We start from the raw sequence: 24,032 nt of genomic DNA on the forward strand, positions 1-24,032 counted from the left end.
TCGAAAGGCGCATCGATGCGATTCCGAAACACCAGGAGGCGACCCTCCTCTGCACAGCGAAAGAGGGCGGCGCGGCCGCTCTCGCTGGCACTCGCGCTCGTCCTCATGGGCGCGCTGTACGCCGCTCTCGCCCCCGCCACGCAGGTCGCCGCCGACACCGGCATGTCCGCCCAGGTCGCCGAGGGGAAGGCCCTGTTCCAGGTGACCTGCTCCTCGTGCCACGGCCTCAACGGCGAAGGCACGTCCCAGGGTCCGTCGCTCGTCGGCGTGGGTGCTGCCGCAGTCGAGTTCCAGATGGCGACGAACCGCATGCCGATGGCCAAGCCCGGCGCGCAGGCCCCCCGCAAGGTGGTGCAGTACACGGCAGAGGAGATCAACAACATCGCCCGCTACGTGCACACCCTCGGCCCCGGTCCGGACATCCCCAAGAGTTCCGCCTACGACTACAGCGGCCTCACGGATGAGGACCTGGCCCGCGGTGGCGAACTGTTCCGCACCAACTGCTCCGCATGCCACCAGGCAGGAGCCAACGGCGGTGCGCTGCCCAACGGCAAGTACGCCCCCGCCCTGCACGGCGTCGAGCCGCTGCACATCTACGAGGCCATGCGGACCGGACCCCAGCAGATGCCCGTCTTCTCCGACGGGGCCATCCCCGACAAGGACGTGGCCTCGATCATCGGTTACCTGAAGAAGATGGAGGACCAGCCTTCGGCCGGGTTCTCCCTCGGCGGCCTCGGCCCCGTGAGCGAGGGCCTCGTCGCCTGGGTCCTCGGCGTCGGCGGCCTCGCCTTGGTTGCCACTTGGATCGCTTCTCGAGGAGCACGCGCGAAATGAGCCACGACCACTCCACCTCCCTCGCCACGATCGAGGACGACCCCCAGCGGTACCCCGTGCCCGACCCGGGCCCCGAGGAGCACGTCGAACGGTGGTCCGACGTCGACCCTGACGCCGGCAACCGCGCCTACCGCCAGGTGGTCACGATCTTCGGCCTGGTGCCGCTGTTCGCGATCGCGTTCGTGGTGATCTACTTCGCGGTTCCGGGCGACGCCACCGCCCACCTGTTGGGCGTCAACTGGCACGTCCACTCGGTGCTGTTGGGCCTCACCGGTGGCATCGCGACCCTGCTCATCGGTATCGGGCTGGTCCACTGGGCCCGCCAGCTGATGACCGACACCGAGGTCTCCGAGCCCCGCCACGCCGCCGCCTCCAGCGAGGAGGAGCGGGTCGCGTTCGTCGAGGCCGTCAACCATGGCATCTCCGAGGCGGGCGTGGCCCGCCGCAAGATGGTCCTCGCCTCCTTGGGCGGCGCGCTCGGCATCATCGCGGTCCCCGCGCTGGTGACCCTGGCCGACCTCGGTCCGTGGCCCGTCGCCGCGGTGCGTCGCGAGACGATCGAGAAGACCATCTGGGCCGACGGCGTCCGTGTGGTGAACGACACCAACTGGATCCCGCTCAAGGCGTCCGACCTCGAGATCGGCCAGCTCGTCAACGCCGAGCCCGAGAACCTCCGCGACCTCCACGGCAAGGACTACCAGAACGCGAAGGCCAAGGCGGCCCTGATCGTCGTGCGCATGGACCCGAACTCGATCAAGATCCCCGAGTCGCGCCAGGACTGGCACGTCGGCGGCATCCTCGCCTACAGCAAGATCTGCACGCACGTCGGCTGCCCCATCTCCCTGTGGGAGCAGCAGACGCACCACCTGCTGTGCCCCTGCCACCAGTCGACGTTCGACCTCGGCAACTCGGGCGTCGTGGTCTTCGGCCCCGCCGCTCGCGCCCTGCCGCAGCTGCCGCTGAAGGTGGATGCCCAGGGCTACCTGGTCGCCCAGAGCGACTTCACGGTCCCCGTCGGCCCGAGCTACTTCGAGCGCGACTCCCGCAACGACTACAAGGACGGTGATCGGTGATGGCCAAGCCCGTCGGCATCACCCCGGAGAGCGACATCCTGGAAGGGCGTCGCCCGGAGGAGCCCAGCACGATCAAGACCCTGTCCGGCCCCGCGGCCTGGGTGGACGACCGGGTGGGCTTCGCCAAGATCGGCACCGGCCTCCGCAAGGTCTTCCCTGACCACTGGTCGTTCCTGCTCGGCGAGATCGCCCTCTACAGCTTCGTCGTGCTGCTCCTGACCGGCGTCTTCCTGACGATCTGGTTCAAGCCGTCGATGGCCGAGGTCGAGTACCACGGCAGCTACGAGCTCATGCGCGGCCTCCAGATGAGCCAGGCGTTCGAGTCGACCCTGCAGCTCAGCTTCGACATCCGCGGCGGCATGCTGGTGCGCCAGATCCACCACTGGGCCGCCCTCCTGTTCATGGCGGCGATGACCGCGCACATGCTGCGCGTGTTCTTCACCGGCGCCTTCCGCAAGCCGCGTGAGCTCAACTGGCTCATCGGCGTCGGCCTGCTGAGCCTCGGCATGATCGCCGGCATGACCGGCTACTCGCTCCCCGACGACCTGCTGTCGGGCACCGGTCTCCGGTTCACCGATGGCGCCATCCGGTCGATCCCGATCGTCGGCACGTGGATGGAGTTCTTCGTCTTCGGTGGTGAGTACCCCGGCGACGCGATCATCGCCCGCTTCTACATGGCGCACATCCTCCTGGTCCCGGCCATCCTGCTCGGCCTCATCGCCGCGCACATGGCGCTGCTCGTGTACCACAAGCACACGCACTTCCCGGGCCGGGGCGCGACGGACAACAACGTCGTCGGCTACCCGCTCTTCCCCGTCTACATGGCCAAGGCCGGCGGCTTCTTCTTCATCGTCTTCGGCGTGCTGGTCCTCATGGGCGCGACGTTGTCGATCAACCAGGTCTGGCTCTACGGCCCGTACAACCCCGCACAGGTCACCGCCGGCTCCCAGCCGGACTGGTACATGGGCTGGGTCGAGGGCGCGGTCCGCATCATGCCGGGCTGGGAGTCGCACTGGGGCGGGACCACCTGGTCGTGGAACATCTTCATCCCGTTCGCGATCCTCATGGGCATCCTCTACACCGCTCTGGCCGTCTGGCCGTTCGTCGAGCAGTGGCTCACCGGGGACAAGAGCGACCACAACGTGCTCGACCTCCCGCGCAACGCCCCGACCCGCACGGCGCTCGGCGTGGCCGGCATCACGGCCTACGGACTCTTCTGGGGCGGTGGCGGCAACGACATCATCGCGACGCAGTTCAACGTCTCGTTGAACAGTGTCACCTGGTTCCTCCGCATCGCGGTTTTCGTGGGCCCGGTCATCGCGTTCATCGTCACCAAGCGCCTGTGCCTCGCACTCCAGCGCGCCGACCGCGAGCGTGTGCTCCACGGTTCGGAGACGGGCATCATCGTCCGCTCCCCCGACGGCGGGTACACCGAGCCGCACGCACCGATCTCGCACCAGGAGGCGTTCACCCTCACCCAGCACGCGCAGCACCGGCCGCTGGAGGAGACCCCCTCGCACGACGAGCACGGCGTCAAGCAGTCCGGCCCCGGTTCCGTCAGCGGGTTGCGCGCCCGCCTGTCGGCCTGGTTCACCGGTGATGACATCGCCAAGCCGACCCGCGCCGAGATCGAGCAGTCACACCACCACGACGACGAGCCCAAGCAGCTCGCCTGAGTGTCGGAGCGATCGGGCCCCCTCCCACCGGGAGGGGGCCCGATGCATGCGGTGGGTAAGCTGGGCCGGTGCGCTTCACCACCGGCAAGCCCGACCACGACCTGACCTACGACGACGTGTTCATGTCGCCGACCCGCTCCTCGGTGCGCTCTCGCATGGACGTGGACCTCACCTCCACCGACGGGCTCGAACTCTCCACGCCGCTGGTCGTCGCGAACATGACCGCGGTCTCCGGACGCCGCATGGCCGAGACCGTCGCCCGGCGCGGAGGGATCGCCATCATCCCCCAGGACCTGTCCCACCACGCCGTCACCACGATCGTCCAGCGCGTCAAGGCGGCGGACACGGTGTTCGACACCCCGATCCGCGTCACGGGCGACACCATCGTCGCCGATGCCCTCCCCCTCATCCCCAAGCGCGCCCACGGCGTCGCGGTGGTGGTGGACGACCGGCGTCCGATCGGCATCGTCTCGGCATCGGACGCCGCGGGCGTCGACCGCTTCGTCCCCGTCCACGAAGTGATGACCACCGACCTGACCCTCGTCCCCGCCACGGCGTCGGCCAGCGCGGTCTTCGACACCCTCACCGACAGCCGTCGCAAGGTCGCCATCGCCGTGGACGACGCCGGCGACCTGGTGGGTGTCCTCACCCTGAAGGGCGCCATGCGCTCGGCCATCTACACCCCCAGCGTCGACCGGGCCGGACGCCTCCGCGTCGGCGCCGCCGTCGGCATCTCCCGCGAGGCCTCCCAACGCGCCCGGGCACTGCTGGCCGCAGGTGCGGACGTCCTCGTGATGGACACGGCGCACGGCCACCAGGACCGCATGCTGGAGACCCTGTCCGCCGTCCGCGTGGTGCGCGACGAACACGAGGCCGCCACGGGCGTCCGCGTGCCTCTGGTCGGCGGAAACGTCGTCACGGCCGAGGGTACCCTCGACCTCATCGAGGCCGGCGCGGACATCGTGAAGGTGGGTGTCGGCCCCGGGGCCATGTGCACCACCCGCATGCAGACGGGCGTCGGACGCCCCCAGTTCTCCGCCGTTCTGGACTGCGCGGCGGCCGCCCAGGACGCCGGGAAGGCCATCTGGGCGGACGGCGGCGTCCGGCACCCGCGTGATGTGGCCCTGGCCCTGGCGGCCGGCGCCGGCGCAGTGATGATCGGCTCGTGGTTCGCCGGGACGCACGAGTCCACCGGAGCGCTCATGCACGATCCGGACGGCCGCGCCTACAAGGAGTCCTTCGGGATGGCGTCGGCCCGCGCCGTGCGTGCCCGGACGCACCAGCAGACCTTCTTCGAGCGCGCCCGGGCGGGCCTGTTCGAGGAGGGCATCTCGAGCTCGCGGATGTACCTCGACCCCGCACGCCCCGGCGTGGAGGACCTGGTCGACTTCATCACCTCCGGCGTCCGCTCGTCGTGCACCTATGCCGGCGCCCGGACGCTCCCCGACTTCCATGCGCGGGCCACCATCGGCGTCCAGAGCCGCTCCGGCTACGAGGAAGGGCGCCCCCTGCACAGCAGCTGGTGATGCGAGGTCTGGCTGCCCGGTCCTTGGGGGTGGTGGTGGCGGTGGTGGGGGTCCCCGACACTCAGACTTGCCACCAACGACCGGGTGGCCATCCGGCTCAATGGTGGCAAACCGACGCGCGAGAGCTCGGCGCCGCGACACGCACTGGCGTCACACCAGCCACCGGTGGCGTACCGGCGCTCCGGTGGCAAGCCTGAGTGTCACGCCCCGGCACCGCCCAGCACCCACCCAAGAAGGCCCCAGAGACCCTCCCGACGGCTTTCGGGCACACAGCTGACCCCTCCACCCCGGGACGCCTCTCCGCGCCCACAGGAGGCCTCCCCAGCCCTCGTCCGCGATCGCGCCCATCCGCAGGAAAACGAGAGGGGGACGGACCCCAAGGTCCGTCCCCCTCTCGAGGTGGTTCCGCTCAGTGCTGGTAGTCGCCCACGTAGTACTCGTACGCCCACCCCAGGGCCGCCCAGATGCCCACACCGAGGCCGAGCAGCGTCAGCCACCAACCGAACACCGGGCCCAGCATGATGATGGTGATGGCCACCGTCGACCAGAACGGGATGATGGACGTGGGCGGGAAGAAGCCCAGGACGCCGGCGCCCTCGACGATCTCGCCGTCGTGGCGGTCCTCCGGACGGGGACCGGTGGACCGACCCGTCAGGAAGAGCATGCCCCAGACCATCGCGGAGAAGATCAGGGTCAGGATCAGCACCGTGGTGCCGATGGGCTCGATGTGCCCGTCCGCCCGGTACGTCATGTACGGGTAGACCGGGGTGACGATCGCGAAGAAGATCACCAGGAACAGGAAGATCTTGGCCTCAGTCTTCATCGGGTGCCCTCCTCGGACTTCGCAGCGTGGGATTCCTCGGCGACGATCGCCTCCTGCAGCGGGTTGACCGGGTGCGGTCCGATGCCGGACACCTCCGGGTGGTGCAGGTCGAAGGCGGGAGCCTCGGAACGGATCCGCGGCAGCCTGGTGAAGTTGTGCCGCGGCGGCGGGCACGAGGTCGCCCACTCCAGCGAGCGGCCCCAGCCCCACGGGTCGTCCACGGTCACGCGCGGGGCGCTCTTGTGGCTCTTGTAGACGTTCCACAGGAACGGGAGCATCGAGATGCCCAGCAGGAACGCGCCGACCGTGGAGACCTGGTTGAGCAGCGTGAAGCCCTCACCGGGGAGGTAGTCGGCGATGCGGCGCTGCATGCCCTCGACACCCAGCCAGTGCTGGACGAGGAAGGTCATGTGGAAGCCGGCGAACACGAGCCAGAAGTGCAGCTTGGCGAGCTTCTCGTCCAGCATGTAGCCGTACCACTTCGGCCACCAGAAGTAGAAGCCGGCGAACATCGAGAAGACGACGGTGCCGAACAGCACGTAGTGGAAGTGCGCCACCACGAAGTAGGTGTCGGACACCTGGAAATCAAGCGGCGGCGAGGCCAGGATGACGCCGGTCAGGCCACCGAAGAGGAAGGTCGTCAGGAAGCCGACGGCCCACAACATCGGGCTGTCGAGCCGGACGGACCCGTTCCACATCGTGCCGATCCAGTTGAAGAACTTCACACCCGTGGGCACCGCGATCAGGAACGTCATGAACGAGAAGAACGGCAGGTTCACCGCGCCGGTGACGAACATGTGGTGGGCCCACACGGAGATGGACAGGGCGCCGATCGAGAGGGTGGCGCCGACCAGGCCGACGTAGCCGAAGATCGGCTTGCGGCTGAACACCGGGATGATCTCGGTGATGATGCCGAAGAACGGCAGCGCGAGGACGTACACCTCGGGGTGCCCGAAGAACCAGAACAGGTGCTGCCACAGGATGGCACCACCGGTGGCGGCGTCCAGGATGTGCGTGCCGAGGACACGGTCGCTCAGCAGGACCAGCAGACCGGCGGCCAGGACCGGGAACACGACCAGGATGAGGATCGACGTGACGAGGATGTTCCACGTGAACATCGACATGCGGAACATGGTCATGCCCGGTGCCCGCAGCGTGACGATGGTGGTGACGAAGTTCACCGCACCCAGGATGGAGGACAGTCCCAGCATGTAGAGGCCGACCAGCCACAGGTCACCGCCGACGCCCGGCGAGTGCACCGCGTCCGACAGCGGAACGTAGGCGAACCACCCGAAGGAGGCGGCGCCGTCGGGGCTCAGGAAGCCGGCGGAGGCGGTCAGCGAGCCGAACAGGTACAGCCAGTAGCTGAACATGTTCAGGCGCGGGAACGACACGTCGGGAGCACCGATCTGCAGCGGCATCAGAGCGTTGGCGAACGCGGCGAACATCGGCGTCGCGAACATCAGCAGCATGATCGTGCCGTGCATGGTGAAGAACTGGTTGAAGGTCTCGTAGTGCAGGTACTGCAGACCGGGGAAGGCCAACTCGGCACGGATGGCCAGGGCCAGGAGGCCGGCGAACGCGAAGAACGCCAGGGCCGTCCAGATGTACAGCTTCGCGATCACCTTGTGGTCGGTCGTGGTCATCCACGACAGGATGATCGCGCCCAGGTTCTGCCTGCGGACCGGACGCTCCGCAGCGGTCGAATCGACTCGGGCAAGGGTGGTCATGGGGTCAGCCCTCCAGCTTCGGCCCGGTGGACGGGAACTCGGGGAGAATCAGCGCACCGGTCTGGCCGTCGGCGGCAAGCTTCTTCACGTACGCGTTGTACTCGGCCTCGGGGAGGACCTCGACGTGGAACACCATGGCCGCGTGGTAGGTGCCACACAGCTCGGCGCACTTGCCGAGGAACGTGCCGGGCTTCGTCGCGGTGACGTCGAACGTGTTCGTCCGACCGGGGATCACGTCCAGCTTGAAGTAGAAGTCCGGGATCCAGAAGGAGTGGATCACATCGGCGGAGTTGAGCTTGAAGCGGACCGGCTTGTTCAGCGGCAGCACCAAGGTGGGGATCTCCTCCACCGTGCCGACGGTGTGCGCGTCGACGCCGATGGCCGGGTTGTCCGCCTCCATGTAGTTGAACGTCCAGGACCACTTCTGGCCGATCACGTCGATCTTGTGCACCGCGTCGTCGCTCTCCTTGGCCAGGACGCCGTTCTGCGCCTGCACCGTGAAGAAGAACAGGACGCCGATGATCAGGAACGGGACCAGCGTGTAGAGGATCTCCATCGGCAGGTTGTACTTCACCTGACGCGGCACGTCGTCCTCGTGACGACGGCGGTAGCGGAAGATCGCCCAGCCGATCAGTCCCCACACGAGGACACCGATGACCATGGAGGCGATCCAGGCACCATTCCACAGGTTGCCGATGAACGGCGCCCGGTCACTTGCGGCCTCCGGGAGTCCCCATCGACCCCACTGCTCCATCGTCGCCTGGGAACACCCGCTGAGGGCCAGAGCGCCGACGGTGGCGGCTGCGGCTCCCCAGATGCGTCGTGCGGCCTTGGAGGTTCTGTTCGAAGCCACGTCACACCCTTCCGATACTTGGGTCGACCCCTTGCGTCCGGGCAGCGCCCGGCCTTGGGAGTCGATGCTCGGCGAAAGACTAACCCAAAGACACATCCCGACGCCTCCTGCGAGGCGCCGGGATGTCGACTGGTGGGACGAACGTGTCCCGATCGTGACCTAACTAGGCCACCGTTCACATCAGTGGAAGCTGTCCCCACAAGCGCAGGATCCACCCGCGTTCGGGTTGTCGATGGTGAAGCCCTGCTGCTGGATCGTGTCGACGAAGTCGATGGTCGCGCCGGCGAGGTAGGGGGCGCTCATGCGGTCGGTGACGACCTTGACGCCGTACCACTCCTTCTGGACGTCACCCTCGAGTTCGCGGTCGTCCAGCGCCAGCTGGTAGCGCAGGCCGGAGCAGCCGCCGGGGGCCACGGAGATGCGCAGCGCCAGGCCCTCCTCGCCCTCGCCGGCCGCCAGGGCGGAGACCTTCTGGGCGGCGCCCTCGGTCAGGATGATGCCGTCGGCCAGGGCCTCGGTCTGGGTGTCAACGCTCATGAGAGTTCCTCCGGGTGAGTCTGGTGCCGGTCCCACGCCACGGGCACGGCGGCGTGGTCCAACGCGGTGCCCAGCCAGTTTAGGTCACGCTCGGCGACAAGCGAAGCCGTCACCATGTCCAGCTGGACGCCATGCCCGCGGCGCGCCTGGTCAGTTCCTCGGAGCCCAGGTCGTCCTCGCCACCGAAGGGGTAGGCGACCTCGACGCCGAACGTCCGCAGTTCCCGGCCCGAGATGTCGACCGTGCGTGCCCCCACGACGACCGGTCGGAGCGTGCGCTCCCCCAGGGCCGCCACCTCCTTGATGACGTCGCCGCCGCGGTGGGCGAAGTCGACCTCGTCGGCTCCCGTCACGAGGACGTCCGCGACGGACGCCGTGCGTTCGAGCCCCGCCACCTCCGCGCACAGCGAAGGACCCGAGGTCGTCCACGCGCCCAGGGCTCCGAGCGCGAGAACCGCACCCCCGGCGGCGCCCAGGCCCGGGGCGTCCGGGACGCCGAGGGCGGCGGCCAGCGAGCCGAGGGCCGCGTCCGTGGCGAGCATGATGGCCGGCTCGGTGCCGGCCGCGCGTCCGCGCCGGGACGTGAGACCGCGCAGCCCGAGCAGCATGTCGCCGAGTTCGGCGGGGTCGACGACCGCGATGAGTTCGGTGCTTCCCACCAACGCGCGGGCGGGTCCCAGGTCGAGGGCGGCGAGCTCCCGCAGGGCGCCCGCCCCGGCGTCCAGCCGCACGTCCGCGACCGCACCGAGCGCGTGCAGGATCCCCGCACCACCGTCGTGGGTCAGCAGGCCGGTGAGGTCGACCACGACGCGGCGGGGACGTCCGGCCAGGGCGGCCGCCAGGGCGCGGCCGACGCCGAGCGACGTGGAGGTGGGGTCCACGCCGATCGGTTCCTCGTCACCGTGCGCGTGGTCGTGGTGCCCGTGGTGGTGGGCCCCGGCGTCCGGGTCGCGCACGACGACCGCGTCGTCACCCAGCGCGGCCAGGGCGAGGGCCAGGTCCGGACCGCCGGCGGCCATGGGCACGACGGCGACCTCGATGCCGGGGCGTGCCGCCACGAAGGCGCGAGCGAGCGCGGCCCCCGCGTCAGCCGACGCGAGGGCCCCGATCCGGTCGGTGCAGACGACGACCCTCACGAGGGGAGCAACCCTTCGAAGGACTCGCCCTCGCCGATCCACCCTTGGATCTCCGCCAGGGAGACGTCCTCATCGGGCACGATCACGTCGGAGTCCAGGAGCAGGTCGTCGTCGAGGAGGGTGCCCTGGCTGCGGATCTCCGCCAGGAGCCGGCCGAGCGCCCGGCGCAGCCATTCCTCGTCGCCCGCGCGCGCGGCGGCCTCGACGTCGTCGTCCAGAGCGTTGAGCAGGTCCAGTTCGGCGTCATCCAGCCGGTACTGGCCCTCAGCGAGGATGCGGACGATCATCGCCGATCACTCCCCCTGACTGGCGGGCCCGCGCTCGGCGTCCGCCACCTCGGTCACCTCGGCGTCGACGGGTTCCGCAGGAGAAGCCGCCAGCTGCGGGGTGGCCGGCGCGGCGGCGCCGGAGGTGATGGCGCCCATGGACGCCTTGAGGGAGGCCAGCTCGTTCTCGACCTGCGAGGACGAGGCCAGCGAGTCGAGCTCGCGGGTGATGTCGTCCTTGAAGGACCCGGACGGGTCCTCCAGCGCACCGGAGGCGAGCAGCTCGTCGATGGCGCCGGCGCGGGCCTGCATCTGGGCCGTCTTGTCCTCCGCGCGCTGGATCGCGAGACCGACGTCGCCCATCTCCTCGGAGATCCCGGTGAAGGCCTCGTTGATGCGCGTCTGTGCCTCGGCCGCGGAGTAGGTGGCCTTGATGGTCTCCTTGCGCGTGCGGAAGGCGTCGACCTTGGCCTGGAGGCGGGTGCTGGCGCGGACGAGCTTCTCCTCCTCGCCCTGCAGCGTGGCGTGCTGGGTCATGAGGTCGTCGAGCTGGTTCTGCAGGCCCGACTTGCGGGTCAGGGCCTCGCGCGCCAGATCCTCACGGTTGACCTCGAGGGCCCGCTGGGCCGACAGGGTCAGCTTCTTCATCTCGGCATCGAGCTGGTTGGCCTGGAGTTCGACGCGCTTGCGGCTGGTGGCCACGTCGGCGACACCGCGACGGACCTTCTGCAGCAGCTCGAGCTGGCGCTGGTAGGAGTAGTCGAGGGTCTCACGCGGATCCTCGAGCTTGTCCAACGCCTTGTCGGCCTTGGCGTTGAAGACAAGCTTGAGGCGTTCGAACAAACCAGCCATGGTGGTCGTGGGTCCTTCCGTGGGAACGGGGTGTGCCCGGCCAGCCTAGCCGCGCGCGCTGCGCGGGGGCAGGCCGCCTTCGGGGGTGGTCCCCCGGAGCGGACCCTGACTCTGCAATAGAATGGTCTGCGATCCACACCGACCAGCCGAATCCGAGGAACCGTGGCCCTGTTCAAGAAGTCCGCCGAGCCCGAGCCGACGCCGGGGCCAGCGCCGGCCCCCACCCCCGGCGGCAAGAAGTCGGTGCCGACGCCGTCCCGACGCGAGGCCGAGGCGGCCCGCCGCCAGCGCCTGAAGCCGTCGCTCTCCCCCAAGGAGGCCAAGGCCCGCGACCGTCAGGCGCAGATGGCCGCCCGCGACCGCCAGTTCGCCGAGGTGGAGGCATCGCCGGCGCGCGTCCTCTTGCGCGACCACATCGACTCCCGGGTGAACCCGGCCGAGTTCGCCATGCCGGTGCTGCTGGGCATCATGGCCGCCACGCTGATCCCGGCGATCCTCCCCTACATCCAGTACCTGCTGTACGCCTCGTGGGCCTACATCTTCCTCATGGTCGGCGACCTCTTCCTGATGTGGCGCAGCTACAAGACCAAGCTCGCCGAGCGCCACCCGGGGACGCCGCTGCGCGGCCTGCTCATGTACGGCTTCAACCGTCAGATGACATTCCGTCGCTGGCGGCGCCCGTCCCCGCGCGTCAAGCGCGGTGAAGCGGCCTGATGTTCCGCTGGATCGCCGACCCGACCTCGGACGCCGAAGCGGCCTCCGAGGCGGGCCTCGGCCAGGTGTTCCCCACCCAGGCGGACGCCGAGGCGTGGCTCACGGCGTCCTATGAAGACCTCGTGGAGGCCGGGTTCGCGAGCGTCACGCTGCTGGAGGGTGACCGGGTCGTGTACGGCCCGATGAGCCTGTTCGCCTGACTTCGGCGACCCCCAGTCCCACCCCGAAGGCGGCCACGAGGATTCCCGCGCCCACCATCACGGGCGTGGAGAACCGCAGCGCCTCGAGCCGGTCCTCGTACGTCTGGATCTTCGTGCCCTCGGCGTTGGTGCACACGTCACCGGGCCCCATCGGCACCCCACGGCACGCGATGGACGGATTGAGCAGGTTGGCCACCGCCCACACGGCGACGGCCAACCCGATGACGACGACCACGAGGTGGCCGAGCAGGCGTCGGCTCAAGACTCGCGGACCTGGGTCTCGACGAACGGGGGCTTGACCACCGCGAAGGTCTCGGTGTTCTTGCGCACGACCACACCGACCTCAGCACCCGGCTTGTACTCGGTGTCGAGCAGGGCGAGGCCGATGCCGACGCCCAGCGTCGGCGAGAAGGTGCCGGAGGTCACCGTGCCGACGACCGTCCCCTCCCCGTCCACGCAGTCCATGCCCGGACGCGGGATCGCGCGGCCCGTCGAACGAATGCCACGAATGCGACGGGCGGGGCCCTCGGCGCGCTGGGCACGCAGGGCGTCCGAACCCCAGAACTCCTCCTTGTCCCAGCCGACGGCCCACGCGGCCAGCGCCATCACGGGCGTGATGTCGAGGCTCAGTTCGTGTCCGTGCAGCGCGTAGCCCATCTCGGTGCGCAGCGTGTCGCGTGCACCCAGCCCGCAGGCGAGGATGCCGTACTCCTGGCCCGCGGCCATCACGGCGTCCCAGACGACGCCCGCGTCCTCGACGCGGCAGACCAACTCGTAGCCCCGCTCACCGGTGTAGCCCGTGCGGCAGATCGTGAGCGGTCGGCCGGCGACCGTGCCCTCCCGGAACTGCATGTAGTCGAACTCGGCGTCCACGCCCAGCTTGGTGAGGACCTCGTCCGACAGCGGACCCTGGACGGCGAGCACCGCGTAGTCCCCGTGCTGGTTGGTGACGGTGATGCCCTCCGGGGCCGCAGCCTGCAGGAGCGCCACCACCTCCGTGTTGTTGGCCGCGTTGGGGATGAGGAAGACGTCGTCGTCCGAGCGCAGGTACTGGATGAGGTCGTCGACGACCCCACCGGCATCGTTGCAGCACATCGTGTACTGGGCCTGGCCGGGGCCGATCCTGCCCAGGTCGTTCGTGAAGCACCGGTTCACGAAGTCCTTCGCTCCCGGGCCGGACACCTGGGCCTTGCCGAGGTGGCTCACGTCGAACACCCCGACGGCGTCACGCACCGCCTTGTGCTCGGCAACGATGGAGGAGTACTGCAGCGGCATGGACCAGCCACCGAACTCGGCGAACTTGGCGCCGAGTTCCACGTGACGTTCGTGCAGTGGAGAAGTCAACAGTTCGGGCATGCCCGAGAACCTATCGCAGTGGGTAGGGTGAGATGCCTACCCGAGCCGCCCGAAGTTCCTCGCGCCCATGAATGGAGACGAAATCGTGCCCACCGCCGCGCTCCCCTCACTCGCCGCCGCAGCCAGCCTGCCCAAGGACACCGATCTCCTCGTGGTCGGCCTGGCGGACGCCTCGGACGGACCGGTGCTCGTGGGAGTCCCCGAGGATCTCGAGAAGGCATGGGCCAAGCGTCACGGCACCTCGCTGCTCGCGTCCGCACAGTCCCTGGGGGGCGCGGCCAAGGTCGGAACGACCGTCGTCCTGCCCGGTGGACCCGGCATCGTCGTCACGGGGCTGGGCGGTGTCGACGTGACGCCCGAGCAGGTGCGGCGCGCCGCCGGCAACGCCCTGCGCGCGGCGGCCAAGGTCGCCGGCGACCGGACGCTCTCGGTCGCGGTCAGCCTTGAGGCGGTCGAGCCCGAGGTGCTGCGCGGCGCCGCCGAGGGCGCCCTGCTCGGCGCGTACGGCTACGCCAAGGACACCCTGGACGGCCAGAAGCGGCCGATCGGGTCGGTGACGATCCTCTCCGCCGCCAAGGACGCCGGTACCCACGTCGCAGAGGCCGCCATCGTCGCGACCGCCGTGAACCGGACGCGCGACTGGGTCAACACGCCCCCGAACGCCCTCTACCCCGAGACCTTCGCCGAGACCGCCCGCGCCCTGGCCAGGGACGCCCGCCTCGACGTCGAGGTGCTCGACGAGAAGGCGCTGCAGCGCGGCGGTTACGGCGGCATCCTCGGTGTCGGCGGCGGCTCGCAGCGCCCCCCGCGCCTGGTGCGCATCGCGTACGCCCCGCGCGGCGCGACCACCCACCTGGCCCTGGTGGGCAAGGGCATCACGTTCGACACCGGCGGCCTCAACCTGAAGCCGGCCGAGGGCATGATCACCATGAAGTGCGACATGGCCGGCGCCGCCGCGGTGGTCGCCGCCGTGCGCGCGATCGCCGACCTGAAGCTCAAGGTCAAGGTCACCGCGTACGCCGCGATGGCCGAGAACATGCCCTCGGGGGCGGCCTACCGCCCCAGCGACGTCCTCAGCATGTACGGGGGCAAGACCGTCGAGAACGCCAACTCGGACGCCGAGGGTCGGCTCGTCATGGCGGACGCCATCGTCCGCGCCGGCGAGGACGAGCCGGACCTGATCGTCGACATCGCCACCCTGACCGGAGCCTGCGTGGTGGCCCTGGGCGAGCGCGTGGCGGGACTCATGGCGTCCGACGACGAGACGGCCGATGACCTCATGGACGCCGCCGAGGCGTCCGGTGAGGCCTTCTGGCAGCTGCCGATCCCGGACGAGGTCCGGGAGAACCTCACCTCGGAGGTCGCCGACCTGGCCTCGTCGGGCAAGACCCGCTACGGCGGTGCCCTGACCGCGGCCGCATTCCTGCAGTCCTTCGTGGCGGACGGCGTCCGCTGGGCGCACCTCGACATCGCCGGCCCGGCGTGGAACGGGAATGCCCCCTACGACTACGTGCCCAAGGGCGGCACGGGTGCCGGTGTCCGGACGCTGGTCTCCCTGGCTCGTACGTTGGCGCAGCGCACGGACAGGTGAGGTCCACCGGCGCACACCCAGGATGTGGATTGCCCGCGCAGAGGGCTAGTCTGGAACCCGTTACGGCCAGTCATCGAAGAAGGAGCCTGTGAGCATGCCGACGAATGTCCCCCTTCCCGCACTGGGTGAAAGCGTCACGGAAGGCACGATCTCCCGCTGGCTCAAGGCGGTTGGCGACACGGTGGAGGCCGACGAGGCCCTCGTCGAGATCTCCACCGACAAGGTCGACACCGAGATTCCCTCCCCCGTCGCGGGCACCGTGTTGGAGATCCGGTTCGAAGAGGATGACGTCGCCGAGGTCGGCGCCGTCCTCGCCGTGATCGGTGAGCCCGGTGAGGCCACGGGTGGCAACGACGCCCCGGCAGCGCCCGCCGCGGAGGCCGCCGCTCCGGCCGAGGAGGCTCCTGCCCCTGTCGAGGAGGCTCCCGCAGCCCCGGCAGCGCCCGCGGCGTCCGGCCCCGCCCAGGGCACCGAGGTGACCCTGCCCGCACTGGGCGAGTCCGTCACCGAGGGCACCATCTCCCGCTGGCTCAAGGCGGTCGGCGACACCGTGGAGGCCGACGAGGCCCTCGTCGAGATCTCCACCGACAAGGTCGACACCGAGATTCCCTCCCCCGTCGCGGGCACGCTGCTGGAGATCCGGTTCGAAGAGGATGACGTCGCGGCGGTCGGCTCCGTCCTGGCCATCATCGGTGATCCCAACGCCGCCCCGGCCCCCGCCGCCCCCGCTCCCGCCGCGGAGCCGGAGGCTCAGGCCGCCCCCGCCCCCGCCCCGGCCGCCCCTGTCGAGGAGGCTCCCGCAGCCCCGGCAGCGCCCGCGCGCGGATGCCCCGGACACCGGCTACGTGACCCCGCTCGTCCGCAAGCTCGCGGGTCAGCACGGCATCGACCTGAACACCGTCAAGGGGTCGGGCGTGGGTGGCCGCATCCGCAAGCAGGACGTCCTGGCCGCCGCTGACGCCGCCAAGGCCCCGAAGGAGGTCGCCGCCCCGGCCCCGGCCGCCGCTGCTCCTGCGCCGGCCGCTGCTCCTGCGCCGGCCGCTGCTCCTGCGCCGGCCGCCGCGCCCGCGGCGTCCGCACCGAAGGCCGAGCCCGCCGCCACCCAGCGCGGCACGACCGAGAAGATGTCGCGCCTGCGCAAGATCATCGCCGCCCGCATGGTCGAGTCACTGCAGGTCTCGGCGCAGCTCACCGCCACGGTGGAGGTCGACCTGACCAACATCAGCAGGATCCGCGCCAAGGCCAAGGACGCCTTCAAGGCCCGCGAGGGCGCCTCCCTGTCGTACCTGCCGTTCATCACCAAGGCGGCGATCGAAGGCCTCAAGCAGTTCCCGAAGCTCAACGCGCAGATCGACGTCGAGGGTGGCACGATCACCTACGCGGACGCCGAGCACGTCGGCATCGCGGTGGACACCGAGCGTGGCCTGCTCGTCCCGGTCATCAAGGACGCGGGTGACCTGAACGTCACCGGCCTGGCCAAGAAGATCGCCGACATCGCCGGGCGCACGCGCACCAACAAGGTGACGCCGGACGAGCTGTCGGGCGGCACGTTCACGATCACGAACTACGGCTCCGCCGGAACCCTGTTCGACACGCCGATCGTGAACCAGCCCGAGGTCGCGATCCTCGGCACCGGCGCGCTCGTGAAGCGCCCGGTGGTGGTGAAGGACGCCGAGCTCGGTGAGGTCATCGCGATCCGCGACATGATGTACCTCTCGGTCTCCTACGACCACCGCCTCGTCGACGGCGCGGACGCGGCCCGCTTCCTGTCCTTCGTCAAGGCCCGCCTCGAAGAGGGCGACTTCGGCGCCGAGTTCGGGGTCTGACGGACACTCCACCCTCACCGACGGGCCCGCTCCCACCAGGGGGGCGGGCCCGTCGGCGTCCGCCGGGTGCGCGTACAGTGCTGCGGGTGCAGCATTCCTCCTTCCGTGACGGTTTCACCTTCGACTACCTCGGCTTCGACGGCACAGGGCTGGCCCTGAGCGACTATCGCGAGACGTGGGACCTGCAGCGGGCCGTGCATGCCCGCGTGGTGACCGGCGAGGTCGGCCCCCAGGTGCTGTACGTGCAACACCCACCGGTCTACACCGCCGGACGCCGGACGGAACCCCACGAGCGCCCGTTCGACGGGACGCCGGTGGTCGACGTCGACCGCGGGGGCAAGATCACCTACCACGGACCGGGGCAGCTCGTCGGCTACCCCATCGTCACGCTGTCCCGTTCGATCGGCCCCTTGGAGTACGTACGCCGCCTCGAGCAGGCGGTCATCGACGCGCTCCTGCTCTGGGGCATCGCCGGCCAGCGGGTGGAGGGCCGCACCGGTGTCTGGCTCCCCGCCGGCGGTGGGCGCCCCGAGCGCAAGATCTGCGCCATCGGTATCCGGGTGGCCCGGATGACCACGATGCACGGGTTCGCGCTCAACGTCGGGGCCGAGTCCTCGGGTCCGTTCGGGAACATCGTGCCCTGTGGCATCGACGACGCGGGCGTGACCAGCATCGCGGACGAGATCGGCTCGGCCCCCCGTCTGGTCGAGGTCGCGCAGGCGCTGGAACCACTCCTGGCCCGCGAGCTCTCCTTCGCCCTGCTCACCGGCGCCTTCGGCCGCAGCTGACGGGACCCACGGCAGGCGTGACGCCCCTAGGGTGGGGGCATGGCAGTACGCATCGGGGTCCTGACGTCGGGCGGGGACGCCCAAGGCATGAACGCCGCAGTCCGGGCCGTCGTCCGGGCCGGCGTGGCAGCCGGTGCCGAGGTTTTCGGCATCATGGAGGGCTGGCAGGGTGCCGTCGACGGGGGCGAGAGCATCAAGCCGCTCCGGTGGGGTGACGTGAGCGGCATCATCGCGCAGGGCGGGACGGTGATCGGCACCGCCCGCTGCGCGGCCTTCCGCACGATCGAGGGCCGCCGGGCGGCCGTGCGCCACCTCATCGAGCGTGGCATCGACCGGCTCGTCGTGATCGGCGGAGACGGGTCACTGACCGGCACCGACAGCCTCCGTGCCGAGTGGCCGGACCATGTGGCGGCGCTGCTGGAGGAGGGCGGCATCACGGCCGACCAGGCCGCCGCGCACGGCCGTCTCGTGATCGCGGGGCTCGTCGGATCCATCGACAACGACATGGTCGGCACCGACATGACGATCGGCACCGATTCGGCCCTGCACCGCATCACCGAGGCCATCGACGCCATCGCCAGCACGGCGGCGTCCCATCAGCGCAGCTTCGTCGTGGAGGTCATGGGCCGCCACTGCGGCTACCTCGCCCTGATGAGCGCGATCGCCGGCGGCGCCGACTACGTCCTGATCCCGGAGCAGCCGCCCGTCGCGGACTGGCACACCCACATGGCGACGGTGCTGCGCCGTTCACGCGGCGCTGGTCGGCGCACGTCGATCGTGGTCGTCGCCGAGGGCGCCGCCGACGCACGGGGCAACCCGATCACCGCCGAAGAAGTACGCCGCGTCCTGGCCGACGAGATGGGTGAGGACGCCCGGGTCACGATCCTCGGCCACGTCCAGCGCGGCGGGACACCCAGCGCCTACGACCGCTGGATGGCGTCCATGCTGGGCCACGCGGCCGTCGGAGAAGTGTTGAGCGAGGGCCGCGAGTCGCAGGTCATCGGCGTGCGCGCGAACCGACCGCAGACCGTCCCGCTGGTGGACGCCGTCGCCGCGACCCGCAACGTGGCCACGCTCATCGAGCAGGGCCGGTTCGATGAGGCGATGACCGCGCGGGGCCGGTCCTTCGTCCAGATGTCGACGGCGTTCCGCCGACTGTCGGAGGCCCGGCCCCACATCGAGGCCGACGGCAGGGCGCCGCGGGTCGGCGTCATGCACGCCGGCGGGCTCGCGCCCGGCATGAACCCGGCCGCCCGGGCGCTGGTCCGGCTCGGCATCGACCGGGGCCACAGCATGCTGGGCATCCAAGGCGGCTTCCCCGGTCTGCTCGACGCCGACGTGCACGAGCTCGGGTGGGGCGACGTCGAGGGCTGGGCGGCCACCGGCGGCGCCCACCTCGGTACGAGCCGTTGGATCCCCGGGGAGGAGGACCTGTACCGCCTGGCCCGCTCGATCGAGACCCTCGCGCTCGACGGTCTCATCATCGTCGGCGGGTTCCAGGCCTACCGGGCGCTCGCCCTCCTCGACGTCGAGCGCCGCCGTTTCCCCGCCCTGGCGATCCCGATGGTGGTGCTGCCCGCCTCCCTGGACAACAACCTGCCGGGCCTGCAGATGGCCATCGGCGCCGACACCGCCCTCAACGTCGCCGTCGAGGCGATCGATCGGATCAAGCTGTCGGCCAGCGCCGCCAAGCGCGCCTTCGTCGTCGAGACGATGGGACGCCGCTGCGGGTTCCTCACCCTCGCGGCCGGCGTGGCCACCGGGGCCGAGCGCGTCTACCTGAACGAGGACGGCATCTCGATCGCCGACCTGAAGGCGGACATCGACCAGATGGTGGCCTCCTTCGCCGGGGGCCAGTCCTTCTGGCTGGCCCTGCGCAACGAGGAGGCGTCCGCGTTCTACACCACGGACCTGCTCACCCGCATGTTCGAGGCCGAGGGCCGCGGCGCGTTCAGCGTCCGCGGCGTGGTGCTCGGCCACGTCCAGCAGGGCGGCTCCCCCTCCCCCTTCGACCGGATCAACGGCGTCCGGCTCGCCGCTCAGGTGACCGACTGGATGAGCGAGCAGCTGGCGTCGGGCGAGGCGAAGCACGTGTTCGCCACCCCGGAGGGCATGCGCGGTGTCAAGGAGCTCGACGATCTCGTCGACTGGCAGACCCGACGCCCGCTGGAGCAGTGGTGGCTCGTGCTGAAACCGGTGTTGGGTGCCCTCGGGAACCGCCCGTAGAATGATCCGGTGACCGACACGCAGCCTCGCCGCCTTCTTCGCATCGAAGCAAGGAACGCGGAGACCCCGATCGAACGCAAGCCGTCCTGGATCAAGACCAAGGCGGTGATGGGTCCCGAGTACAAGGACATGCAGAACCGCGTGAAGGACGGCGGACTGCACACGGTGTGCCAGGAGGCCGGCTGTCCCAACATCTTCGAGTGCTGGGAGGACCGTGAGGCCACCTTCCTCATCGGCGGTGACCAGTGCACCCGTCGCTGCGACTTCTGCCAGATCGCCACGGGGCGTCCGACCGGCTATGACAAGGACGAACCCCGCCGCGTCGCGGAGTCCGTCCGTGAGATGGGTCTGAGGTACGCCACGGTGACCGGCGTCGCCCGCGACGACCTCCCCGACGGGGCGTCGTGGCTGTACGCCGAGACCTGCCGCCAGATCCGCGAGCTGAACCCCGGCTGTGGCGTCGAGTTGCTCGTGGACGACTTCAAGGGCGAGCGCAGGGCGTTGGAGACGGTCTTCGAGGCCGCGCCGGAGGTGTTCGCCCACAACGTCGAGACGGTCCCGCGGATCTTCAAGCGCATCCGTCCCGCCTTCGACTACGCGCGATCCCTGAACGTACTCACCCAGGCCCGCGAGGCCGGCCTGGTCACCAAGTCGAACCTCATCCTGGGCATGGGCGAGACGCGCGAGGAGATCAGCCAGGCGCTGGTCGACCTGCGTGACGCCGGCACCGAACTGCTCACGATCACCCAGTACCTGCGTCCCTCGGCGCTGCACCACCCGATCGACCGCTGGGTGACGCCGGATGAGTTCCAGGCGCTGGAGGACGAGGCGAAGGCCCTAGGATATGCAGGAGTGCTTTCCGGGCCGCTCGTCCGCTCGTCCTACCGTGCGGGGCGCCTGTACCGGCAGGCCATCGAGGCCCGCAAGAAGGCACCGCAGAACCAACCCGTGGAGTGAATCATGGCTAGCGAGAAGGCGAAAGAACTCGCCGCGAAGCAGAAGGCCGCCATCAAGGCGGAGAAGCTGCGCAAGAAGAACAGCGACGACCCCCGGGACTGGGGCCAGATCCGCCAGTTCCGCGAGGCCTACAAGCGGACGGCCGAGATCGATCCCGCCGTCACGTGGTGGATGCTCGGCGTCGCGGTCGGTGTCGCCGTCGTCATCGCGGTCATCGGCCTGCTGGCCAACCTCGCGTGGTGGGCCTGGCTGCCGCTGGCGCTGGTCTCCGGCCTGCTGGGCGCGATGCTGGTGCTCACGCGGCGTGTCAAGGGCGCCATGGTGAAGCGTTACGAGGGCCAGCCGGGTTCCGCGGAGGTGGCCCTCCAACTGCTCAACAAGAAGAAGTACACCTACGACATGGGCATCACGGCCACCCGGCAGCTCGACCTGGTGCACCGCGTCGTCGGCCCCTGCGGCGTCGTGCTCATCGGCGAGGGCACCGTCGGTCGCGTCAAGCCGCTGCTGAACGGCGAGGCCCGCAAGCACGAGTCGATCGCCTACGGCACCCCCGTCACCGCGATGTACCTGGGCAACGGCGAGGGGCAGGTCAAGCTCGGCGACCTCGAGAAGCGCATCCTGAAGATGCCGACGGTGCTGCAGCCCCACCAGGTCGCCGAGGTGCGCCAGCGCCTTCGTGCTCTGGACGCCGTGCGCCCCAAGGCCCCGGTCCCCAAGGGCCCGATGCCCGCGCCGAAGGGCATCAACCGCGCGATGCGGGGTCGTTGACCGCTCCGACACCCTCCGCCGGAGGGTGTCGGAGCCCTCAGGGGCCCTCCAGTTCCTCCGACAGCTCCAGCCAGCGCAGTTCGAGCTCCTCGACCTCGGCCTCCAGCGCGTGGATGGCTTCCATCCGCGCGGCCAGACCCTCGTAGTCACTGTGGTCGAACTCGGCCAGGGCCATCTTGTCGGCGTCGGCTCGGGCGGTCAGCTTGGCGATGCGGCGCTCCAGTGCCTCGACCTCCTTCCGGGCAGCGCGCAGTTCCGCCCCCGTCAGCCCGGGTGCCGCGGCCCGCGCCGGACCGGGCCTGGGCGCCGACGACTGAACCCCGGCCGCCCGCAGGCGCAGGTACTCCTCCACGCCGCCGGGCAGGTGACGCAGCCGTCCCCCCATCACCGCGTACTGCTGATCGGTCACCCGCTCGAGGAAGTACCGGTCGTGGGAGACCACGATCAGGGTGCCGGGCCACGAGTCGAGGAGGTCCTCGACGGCGGCGAGCATGTCGGTGTCGAGGTCGTTGGTGGGCTCGTCGAGGATCAGCACGTTCGGCTGGGCCAGCAGGATGAGCAGCAACTGCAGGCGTCGCTGTTGGCCGCCGGACAGGTCCTTGATCGGCGTGCTCAGTTGGGCGCTGGAGAACCCGAGCCGCTCGAGCAACTGGCTGGGCGTCATCTCCTGCGCCTTGGAACCCGACCCGAGGGTGTAGCTGGTACGCAGGCGTCCGATCAGGATGCGGACCGGCTCGTCCAGGTGCTCCTCCAGCCCACCCAACTGCTGGCTGAGGGTGGCGACCTGCACGGTCTTGCCCCGCTTCACGCGTCCGGACGTCGGAGCCAATGAGCCGTCGATCAGCTTCAGCAGCGTCGACTTGCCGGCGCCGTTCACGCCGAGGATGCCGGTCCGCTCCCCCGGCGCCAGCCGCCACTCGACGCCGCGCAGCACCTCCTTGTCGCCGTAGGAGACCCCGGCGTCGTGCAGGTCGACGACATCCTTGCCCAGCCGGGCGACCGCCAGCGACTGCAGCGCCACCTGGTCACGCAGCGGCGGGACGTCGGCGATGAGCGCGTTCGCGGCGTCGATGCGGAACTTCGGCTTGGAGGTGCGCGCCGGCGCCCCTCGGCGCAGCCAGGCGAGCTCCTTGCGGGCGAGGTTCTGCCGACGCTGCTCGATGGCGGCGGCCTGGCGGTCACGCTCGACGCGCTGGAGGATGTAGGCGGCGTAGCCGCCCTCGAAGGGCTCGACCATGCGGTCGTGCACCTCCCACGTCGCGGTGCAGACCTCGTCCAGGAACCAGCGGTCGTGGGTCACCACCAGCAGTCCACCGGCGTTGGACGCCCAACGCTGCCTGATGTGCCCGGCCAGCCAGGTGATGCCCTCGACGTCGAGGTGGTTGGTGGGTTCGTCCAGGGCCAGCACGTCCCAGTCACCGACCAGCAGCGCCGCGAGGGAGACGCGGCGGCGCTGACCGCCGGACAGGTCACCCACGACCCCGTCCCAGGGAACGTCGGCCAGCAGGCCCCCGATGACGTCCCGGACGCGCGGGTCCCCCGCCCACTCGTGCTCGGGAGCGTCGGCGACGACCGCCCGCGCCACGGTCAGGGTCGGATCGAGGGTGTCGGCCTGGTCCAGGACGCCGACGCGCAGGCCGCGCCGCGCCGTGACCTTGCCGGCCATCGGCTCGAGGCGTCCGGCCAGCATGGACAGCAGGCTCGACTTGCCGTCGCCGTTGCGTCCGACGATGCCGATGCGGTCGCCCTCGTTGACTCCGAGCGTGACGGAGTCGAAGACGACCTTGGTGGGGAATTCGAGGTGGAGGCCTTCAGCCCCGAGCAGGTGTGCCATGGCCGCTCAAGCCTAGTGGGTGCGGGCCCAGACATGGTTCAAGCCCGACACCACCGCATTGTGGTGCCAGGCTTGGGTTGACGACGCCCCACGTGGGGGCCTGAAGGGATTCAGGCGATCAGCTCAGAGCTGCTGCGCCTGGACCATGTCCTCGGAAATCTCGTTCCACATCTGGACAATGTCGTTGAGCTTCATGGCGGTCCTCCTTCGATTTGTTGCTCGGGTGTTGGGTGGTGGGCGCGAGGGTCCTCGCGCGGTCGTCCGTGCGGACGGTCAGAGCTGGTGGGCCTGGACCATGTCCTCGGAAATCTCGTTCCACATCTCGACGATGTCGTTGAGCTTCATTTTTTCCCTCCCTTCCTTCTGGTTCCTGTCCTCCCTCGAGGACACCTCCATATTATGGTCTGGCAGACTAATAATCAAGCTGTCCGCCAACCGTTGGTGCCAACCCATGCCAACAAGGGCCT

The 24,032-nt window shown here is 69.9% G+C and carries 22 protein-coding genes and 1 pseudogene; 13 read left to right on the top strand and 10 right to left on the bottom strand.

The window, feature by feature from the left end; translation table 11 throughout:
• Positions 1-15: 15 nt before the first annotated feature.
• The 4 genes from qcrC to AC5YDA_RS01500 all read left to right on the top strand — a co-directional run bounded on the left by qcrC (position 16) and on the right by AC5YDA_RS01500 (position 5,109).
• Entirely contained in the window at positions 16-834 is an 819-nt protein-coding gene (qcrC, locus tag AC5YDA_RS01485; RefSeq protein ID WP_496188122.1) for a cytochrome bc1 complex diheme cytochrome c subunit, read from the top strand.
• The gene (qcrA, locus tag AC5YDA_RS01490) at positions 831-1,907 is read left to right on the top strand and encodes a cytochrome bc1 complex Rieske iron-sulfur subunit (protein ID WP_496188123.1); all 1,077 of its coding nucleotides are present in this window, start codon (positions 831-833) and stop codon (positions 1,905-1,907) included. The genes qcrC and qcrA overlap by 4 nt, the downstream gene beginning before the upstream one ends.
• Complete coding sequence (qcrB, locus tag AC5YDA_RS01495) at positions 1,907-3,583, top strand: cytochrome bc1 complex cytochrome b subunit (protein WP_496188124.1); 1,677 nt, start codon at positions 1,907-1,909, stop codon at positions 3,581-3,583. Before qcrA ends, qcrB begins: the two co-directional genes overlap by 1 nt.
• A gap of 68 nt (positions 3,584-3,651) precedes the next feature.
• Complete coding sequence (locus AC5YDA_RS01500; protein WP_496188125.1) at positions 3,652-5,109, top strand: GuaB1 family IMP dehydrogenase-related protein; 1,458 nt, start codon at positions 3,652-3,654, stop codon at positions 5,107-5,109.
• 409 nt (positions 5,110-5,518) lie between these two features.
• On the opposite strand, the gene AC5YDA_RS01505 is transcribed toward AC5YDA_RS01500, so the two are convergent.
• The 7 genes from AC5YDA_RS01505 to AC5YDA_RS01535 all read right to left on the bottom strand — a co-directional run bounded on the left by AC5YDA_RS01505 (position 5,519) and on the right by AC5YDA_RS01535 (position 11,305).
• On the bottom strand, positions 5,519-5,932 hold the full coding sequence (locus AC5YDA_RS01505; protein WP_496188126.1) for a cytochrome c oxidase subunit 4: 414 nt from the start codon (positions 5,930-5,932) through the stop codon (positions 5,519-5,521).
• The gene (gene ctaD, locus AC5YDA_RS01510; RefSeq protein ID WP_496188127.1) at positions 5,929-7,662 is read right to left on the bottom strand and encodes an aa3-type cytochrome oxidase subunit I; all 1,734 of its coding nucleotides are present in this window, start codon (positions 7,660-7,662) and stop codon (positions 5,929-5,931) included. The genes AC5YDA_RS01505 and ctaD overlap by 4 nt, the downstream gene beginning before the upstream one ends.
• A 4-nt stretch (positions 7,663-7,666) precedes the next feature.
• Positions 7,667-8,515 carry an aa3-type cytochrome oxidase subunit II gene (gene ctaC / locus AC5YDA_RS01515; protein ID WP_496188128.1) on the bottom strand — a complete coding sequence of 283 codons (849 nt, stop codon included), beginning with the start codon at positions 8,513-8,515 and terminating at the stop codon, positions 7,667-7,669.
• A 180-nt stretch (positions 8,516-8,695) separates the two neighbouring features.
• Entirely contained in the window at positions 8,696-9,052 is a 357-nt protein-coding gene (locus AC5YDA_RS01520; RefSeq protein WP_496188129.1) for a HesB/IscA family protein, read from the bottom strand.
• A gap of 109 nt (positions 9,053-9,161) precedes the next feature.
• Positions 9,162-10,187, bottom strand: coding sequence for a glycerate kinase (locus AC5YDA_RS01525; RefSeq protein ID WP_496188130.1), 1,026 nt, complete (start codon positions 10,185-10,187; stop codon positions 9,162-9,164).
• Positions 10,184-10,474: a PspA-associated protein PspAA gene (gene pspAA, locus AC5YDA_RS01530; RefSeq protein WP_496188131.1), complete on the bottom strand. Its 291-nt coding sequence runs from the start codon at positions 10,472-10,474 to the stop codon at positions 10,184-10,186. Before pspAA ends, AC5YDA_RS01525 begins: the two co-directional genes overlap by 4 nt.
• Positions 10,475-10,480: 6 nt before the next feature.
• Positions 10,481-11,305 carry a PspA/IM30 family protein gene (locus AC5YDA_RS01535; RefSeq protein WP_496188132.1) on the bottom strand — a complete coding sequence of 275 codons (825 nt, stop codon included), beginning with the start codon at positions 11,303-11,305 and terminating at the stop codon, positions 10,481-10,483.
• 162 nt (positions 11,306-11,467) lie between these two features.
• On the opposite strand from AC5YDA_RS01535, the gene AC5YDA_RS01540 reads away from it, so the two are divergent.
• Together AC5YDA_RS01540 and AC5YDA_RS01545 are read left to right on the top strand one after the other, a co-directional pair.
• A complete protein-coding gene (locus AC5YDA_RS01540; protein ID WP_496188133.1) occupies positions 11,468-12,019 on the top strand; it encodes a DUF3043 domain-containing protein in 552 nt (183 codons plus the stop codon).
• Positions 12,019-12,219 carry a hypothetical protein gene (locus AC5YDA_RS01545; protein ID WP_496188134.1) on the top strand — a complete coding sequence of 67 codons (201 nt, stop codon included), beginning with the start codon at positions 12,019-12,021 and terminating at the stop codon, positions 12,217-12,219. Before AC5YDA_RS01540 ends, AC5YDA_RS01545 begins: the two co-directional genes overlap by 1 nt.
• Here AC5YDA_RS01545 and AC5YDA_RS01550 read toward each other — a convergent pair.
• Positions 12,164-12,481, bottom strand: a complete 318-nt coding sequence (locus AC5YDA_RS01550; protein ID WP_496188135.1) for a hypothetical protein — start codon at positions 12,479-12,481, stop codon at positions 12,164-12,166. The two genes, AC5YDA_RS01545 and AC5YDA_RS01550, sit on opposite strands and share 56 nt — an antisense overlap.
• Complete coding sequence (gcvT, locus tag AC5YDA_RS01555; RefSeq protein ID WP_496188136.1) at positions 12,478-13,575, bottom strand: glycine cleavage system aminomethyltransferase GcvT; 1,098 nt, start codon at positions 13,573-13,575, stop codon at positions 12,478-12,480. Before gcvT ends, AC5YDA_RS01550 begins: the two co-directional genes overlap by 4 nt.
• Positions 13,576-13,642: 67 nt before the next feature.
• Between gcvT and AC5YDA_RS01560 the strand changes: the two genes are divergently transcribed.
• The 7 genes and pseudogenes from AC5YDA_RS01560 (at position 13,643) to AC5YDA_RS01590 (ending at position 21,731) form a co-directional block, all read left to right on the top strand.
• Positions 13,643-15,166 (top strand): leucyl aminopeptidase, encoded by a 1,524-nt coding sequence (locus AC5YDA_RS01560; protein WP_496188137.1) that lies wholly within the window; start codon positions 13,643-13,645, stop codon positions 15,164-15,166.
• Positions 15,167-15,260: 94 nt separating this feature from the next.
• Positions 15,261-15,797 (top strand): annotated as a pseudogene (locus AC5YDA_RS01565) (biotin/lipoyl-containing protein); the annotation flags it as partial.
• 22 nt (positions 15,798-15,819) lie between these two features.
• Complete coding sequence (gene sucB, locus AC5YDA_RS01570; protein ID WP_496188138.1) at positions 15,820-16,992, top strand: 2-oxoglutarate dehydrogenase, E2 component, dihydrolipoamide succinyltransferase; 1,173 nt, start codon at positions 15,820-15,822, stop codon at positions 16,990-16,992.
• Between the two features lie 86 nt (positions 16,993-17,078).
• Entirely contained in the window at positions 17,079-17,780 is a 702-nt protein-coding gene (lipB, locus tag AC5YDA_RS01575) for a lipoyl(octanoyl) transferase LipB (protein ID WP_496188139.1), read from the top strand.
• 39 nt (positions 17,781-17,819) lie between these two features.
• Positions 17,820-20,006 carry a 6-phosphofructokinase gene (locus AC5YDA_RS01580; protein WP_496188140.1) on the top strand — a complete coding sequence of 729 codons (2,187 nt, stop codon included), beginning with the start codon at positions 17,820-17,822 and terminating at the stop codon, positions 20,004-20,006.
• 9 nt (positions 20,007-20,015) lie between these two features.
• A complete protein-coding gene (gene lipA / locus AC5YDA_RS01585) occupies positions 20,016-20,963 on the top strand; it encodes a lipoyl synthase (RefSeq protein WP_496188141.1) in 948 nt (315 codons plus the stop codon).
• Entirely contained in the window at positions 20,964-21,731 is a 768-nt protein-coding gene (locus tag AC5YDA_RS01590; RefSeq protein ID WP_496188149.1) for a DUF4191 domain-containing protein, read from the top strand. It abuts the gene before it with no gap.
• Positions 21,732-21,768: 37 nt separating this feature from the next.
• On the opposite strand, the gene AC5YDA_RS01595 is transcribed toward AC5YDA_RS01590, so the two are convergent.
• The gene (locus AC5YDA_RS01595) at positions 21,769-23,565 is read right to left on the bottom strand and encodes an ABC-F family ATP-binding cassette domain-containing protein (RefSeq protein WP_496188142.1); all 1,797 of its coding nucleotides are present in this window, start codon (positions 23,563-23,565) and stop codon (positions 21,769-21,771) included.
• Between the last annotated feature and the right edge of the window lie 467 nt (positions 23,566-24,032).

The sequence above is a fragment of the Propioniciclava sp. LT294 genome, from assembly GCF_059516005.1.

Bases quoted from the DNA above. Each gene is read 5' to 3' on its own strand.
- AC5YDA_RS01580 (WP_496188140.1), top strand. From the start codon at position 17,820: ATGGCAGTACGCATCGGGGTCCTGACGTCGGGCGGGGACGCCCAAGGC.
- AC5YDA_RS01595 (WP_496188142.1), bottom strand. From the start codon at position 23,565: ATGGCACACCTGCTCGGGGCTGAAGGCCTCCACCTCGAATTCCCCACC.
- AC5YDA_RS01520 (WP_496188129.1), bottom strand. From the start codon at position 9,052: ATGAGCGTTGACACCCAGACCGAGGCCCTGGCCGACGGCATCATCCTG.
- qcrA (WP_496188123.1), top strand. From the start codon at position 831: ATGAGCCACGACCACTCCACCTCCCTCGCCACGATCGAGGACGACCCC.
- AC5YDA_RS01505 (WP_496188126.1), bottom strand. From the start codon at position 5,932: ATGAAGACTGAGGCCAAGATCTTCCTGTTCCTGGTGATCTTCTTCGCG.
- ctaD (WP_496188127.1), bottom strand. From the start codon at position 7,662: ATGACCACCCTTGCCCGAGTCGATTCGACCGCTGCGGAGCGTCCGGTC.
- AC5YDA_RS01560 (WP_496188137.1), top strand. From the start codon at position 13,643: ATGAATGGAGACGAAATCGTGCCCACCGCCGCGCTCCCCTCACTCGCC.
- AC5YDA_RS01545 (WP_496188134.1), top strand. From the start codon at position 12,019: ATGTTCCGCTGGATCGCCGACCCGACCTCGGACGCCGAAGCGGCCTCC.
- gcvT (WP_496188136.1), bottom strand. From the start codon at position 13,575: ATGCCCGAACTGTTGACTTCTCCACTGCACGAACGTCACGTGGAACTC.
- qcrB (WP_496188124.1), top strand. From the start codon at position 1,907: ATGGCCAAGCCCGTCGGCATCACCCCGGAGAGCGACATCCTGGAAGGG.
- qcrC (WP_496188122.1), top strand. From the start codon at position 16: ATGCGATTCCGAAACACCAGGAGGCGACCCTCCTCTGCACAGCGAAAG.
- AC5YDA_RS01535 (WP_496188132.1), bottom strand. From the start codon at position 11,305: ATGGCTGGTTTGTTCGAACGCCTCAAGCTTGTCTTCAACGCCAAGGCC.
- sucB (WP_496188138.1), top strand. From the start codon at position 15,820: ATGACGTCGCGGCGGTCGGCTCCGTCCTGGCCATCATCGGTGATCCCA.
- pspAA (WP_496188131.1), bottom strand. From the start codon at position 10,474: ATGATCGTCCGCATCCTCGCTGAGGGCCAGTACCGGCTGGATGACGCC.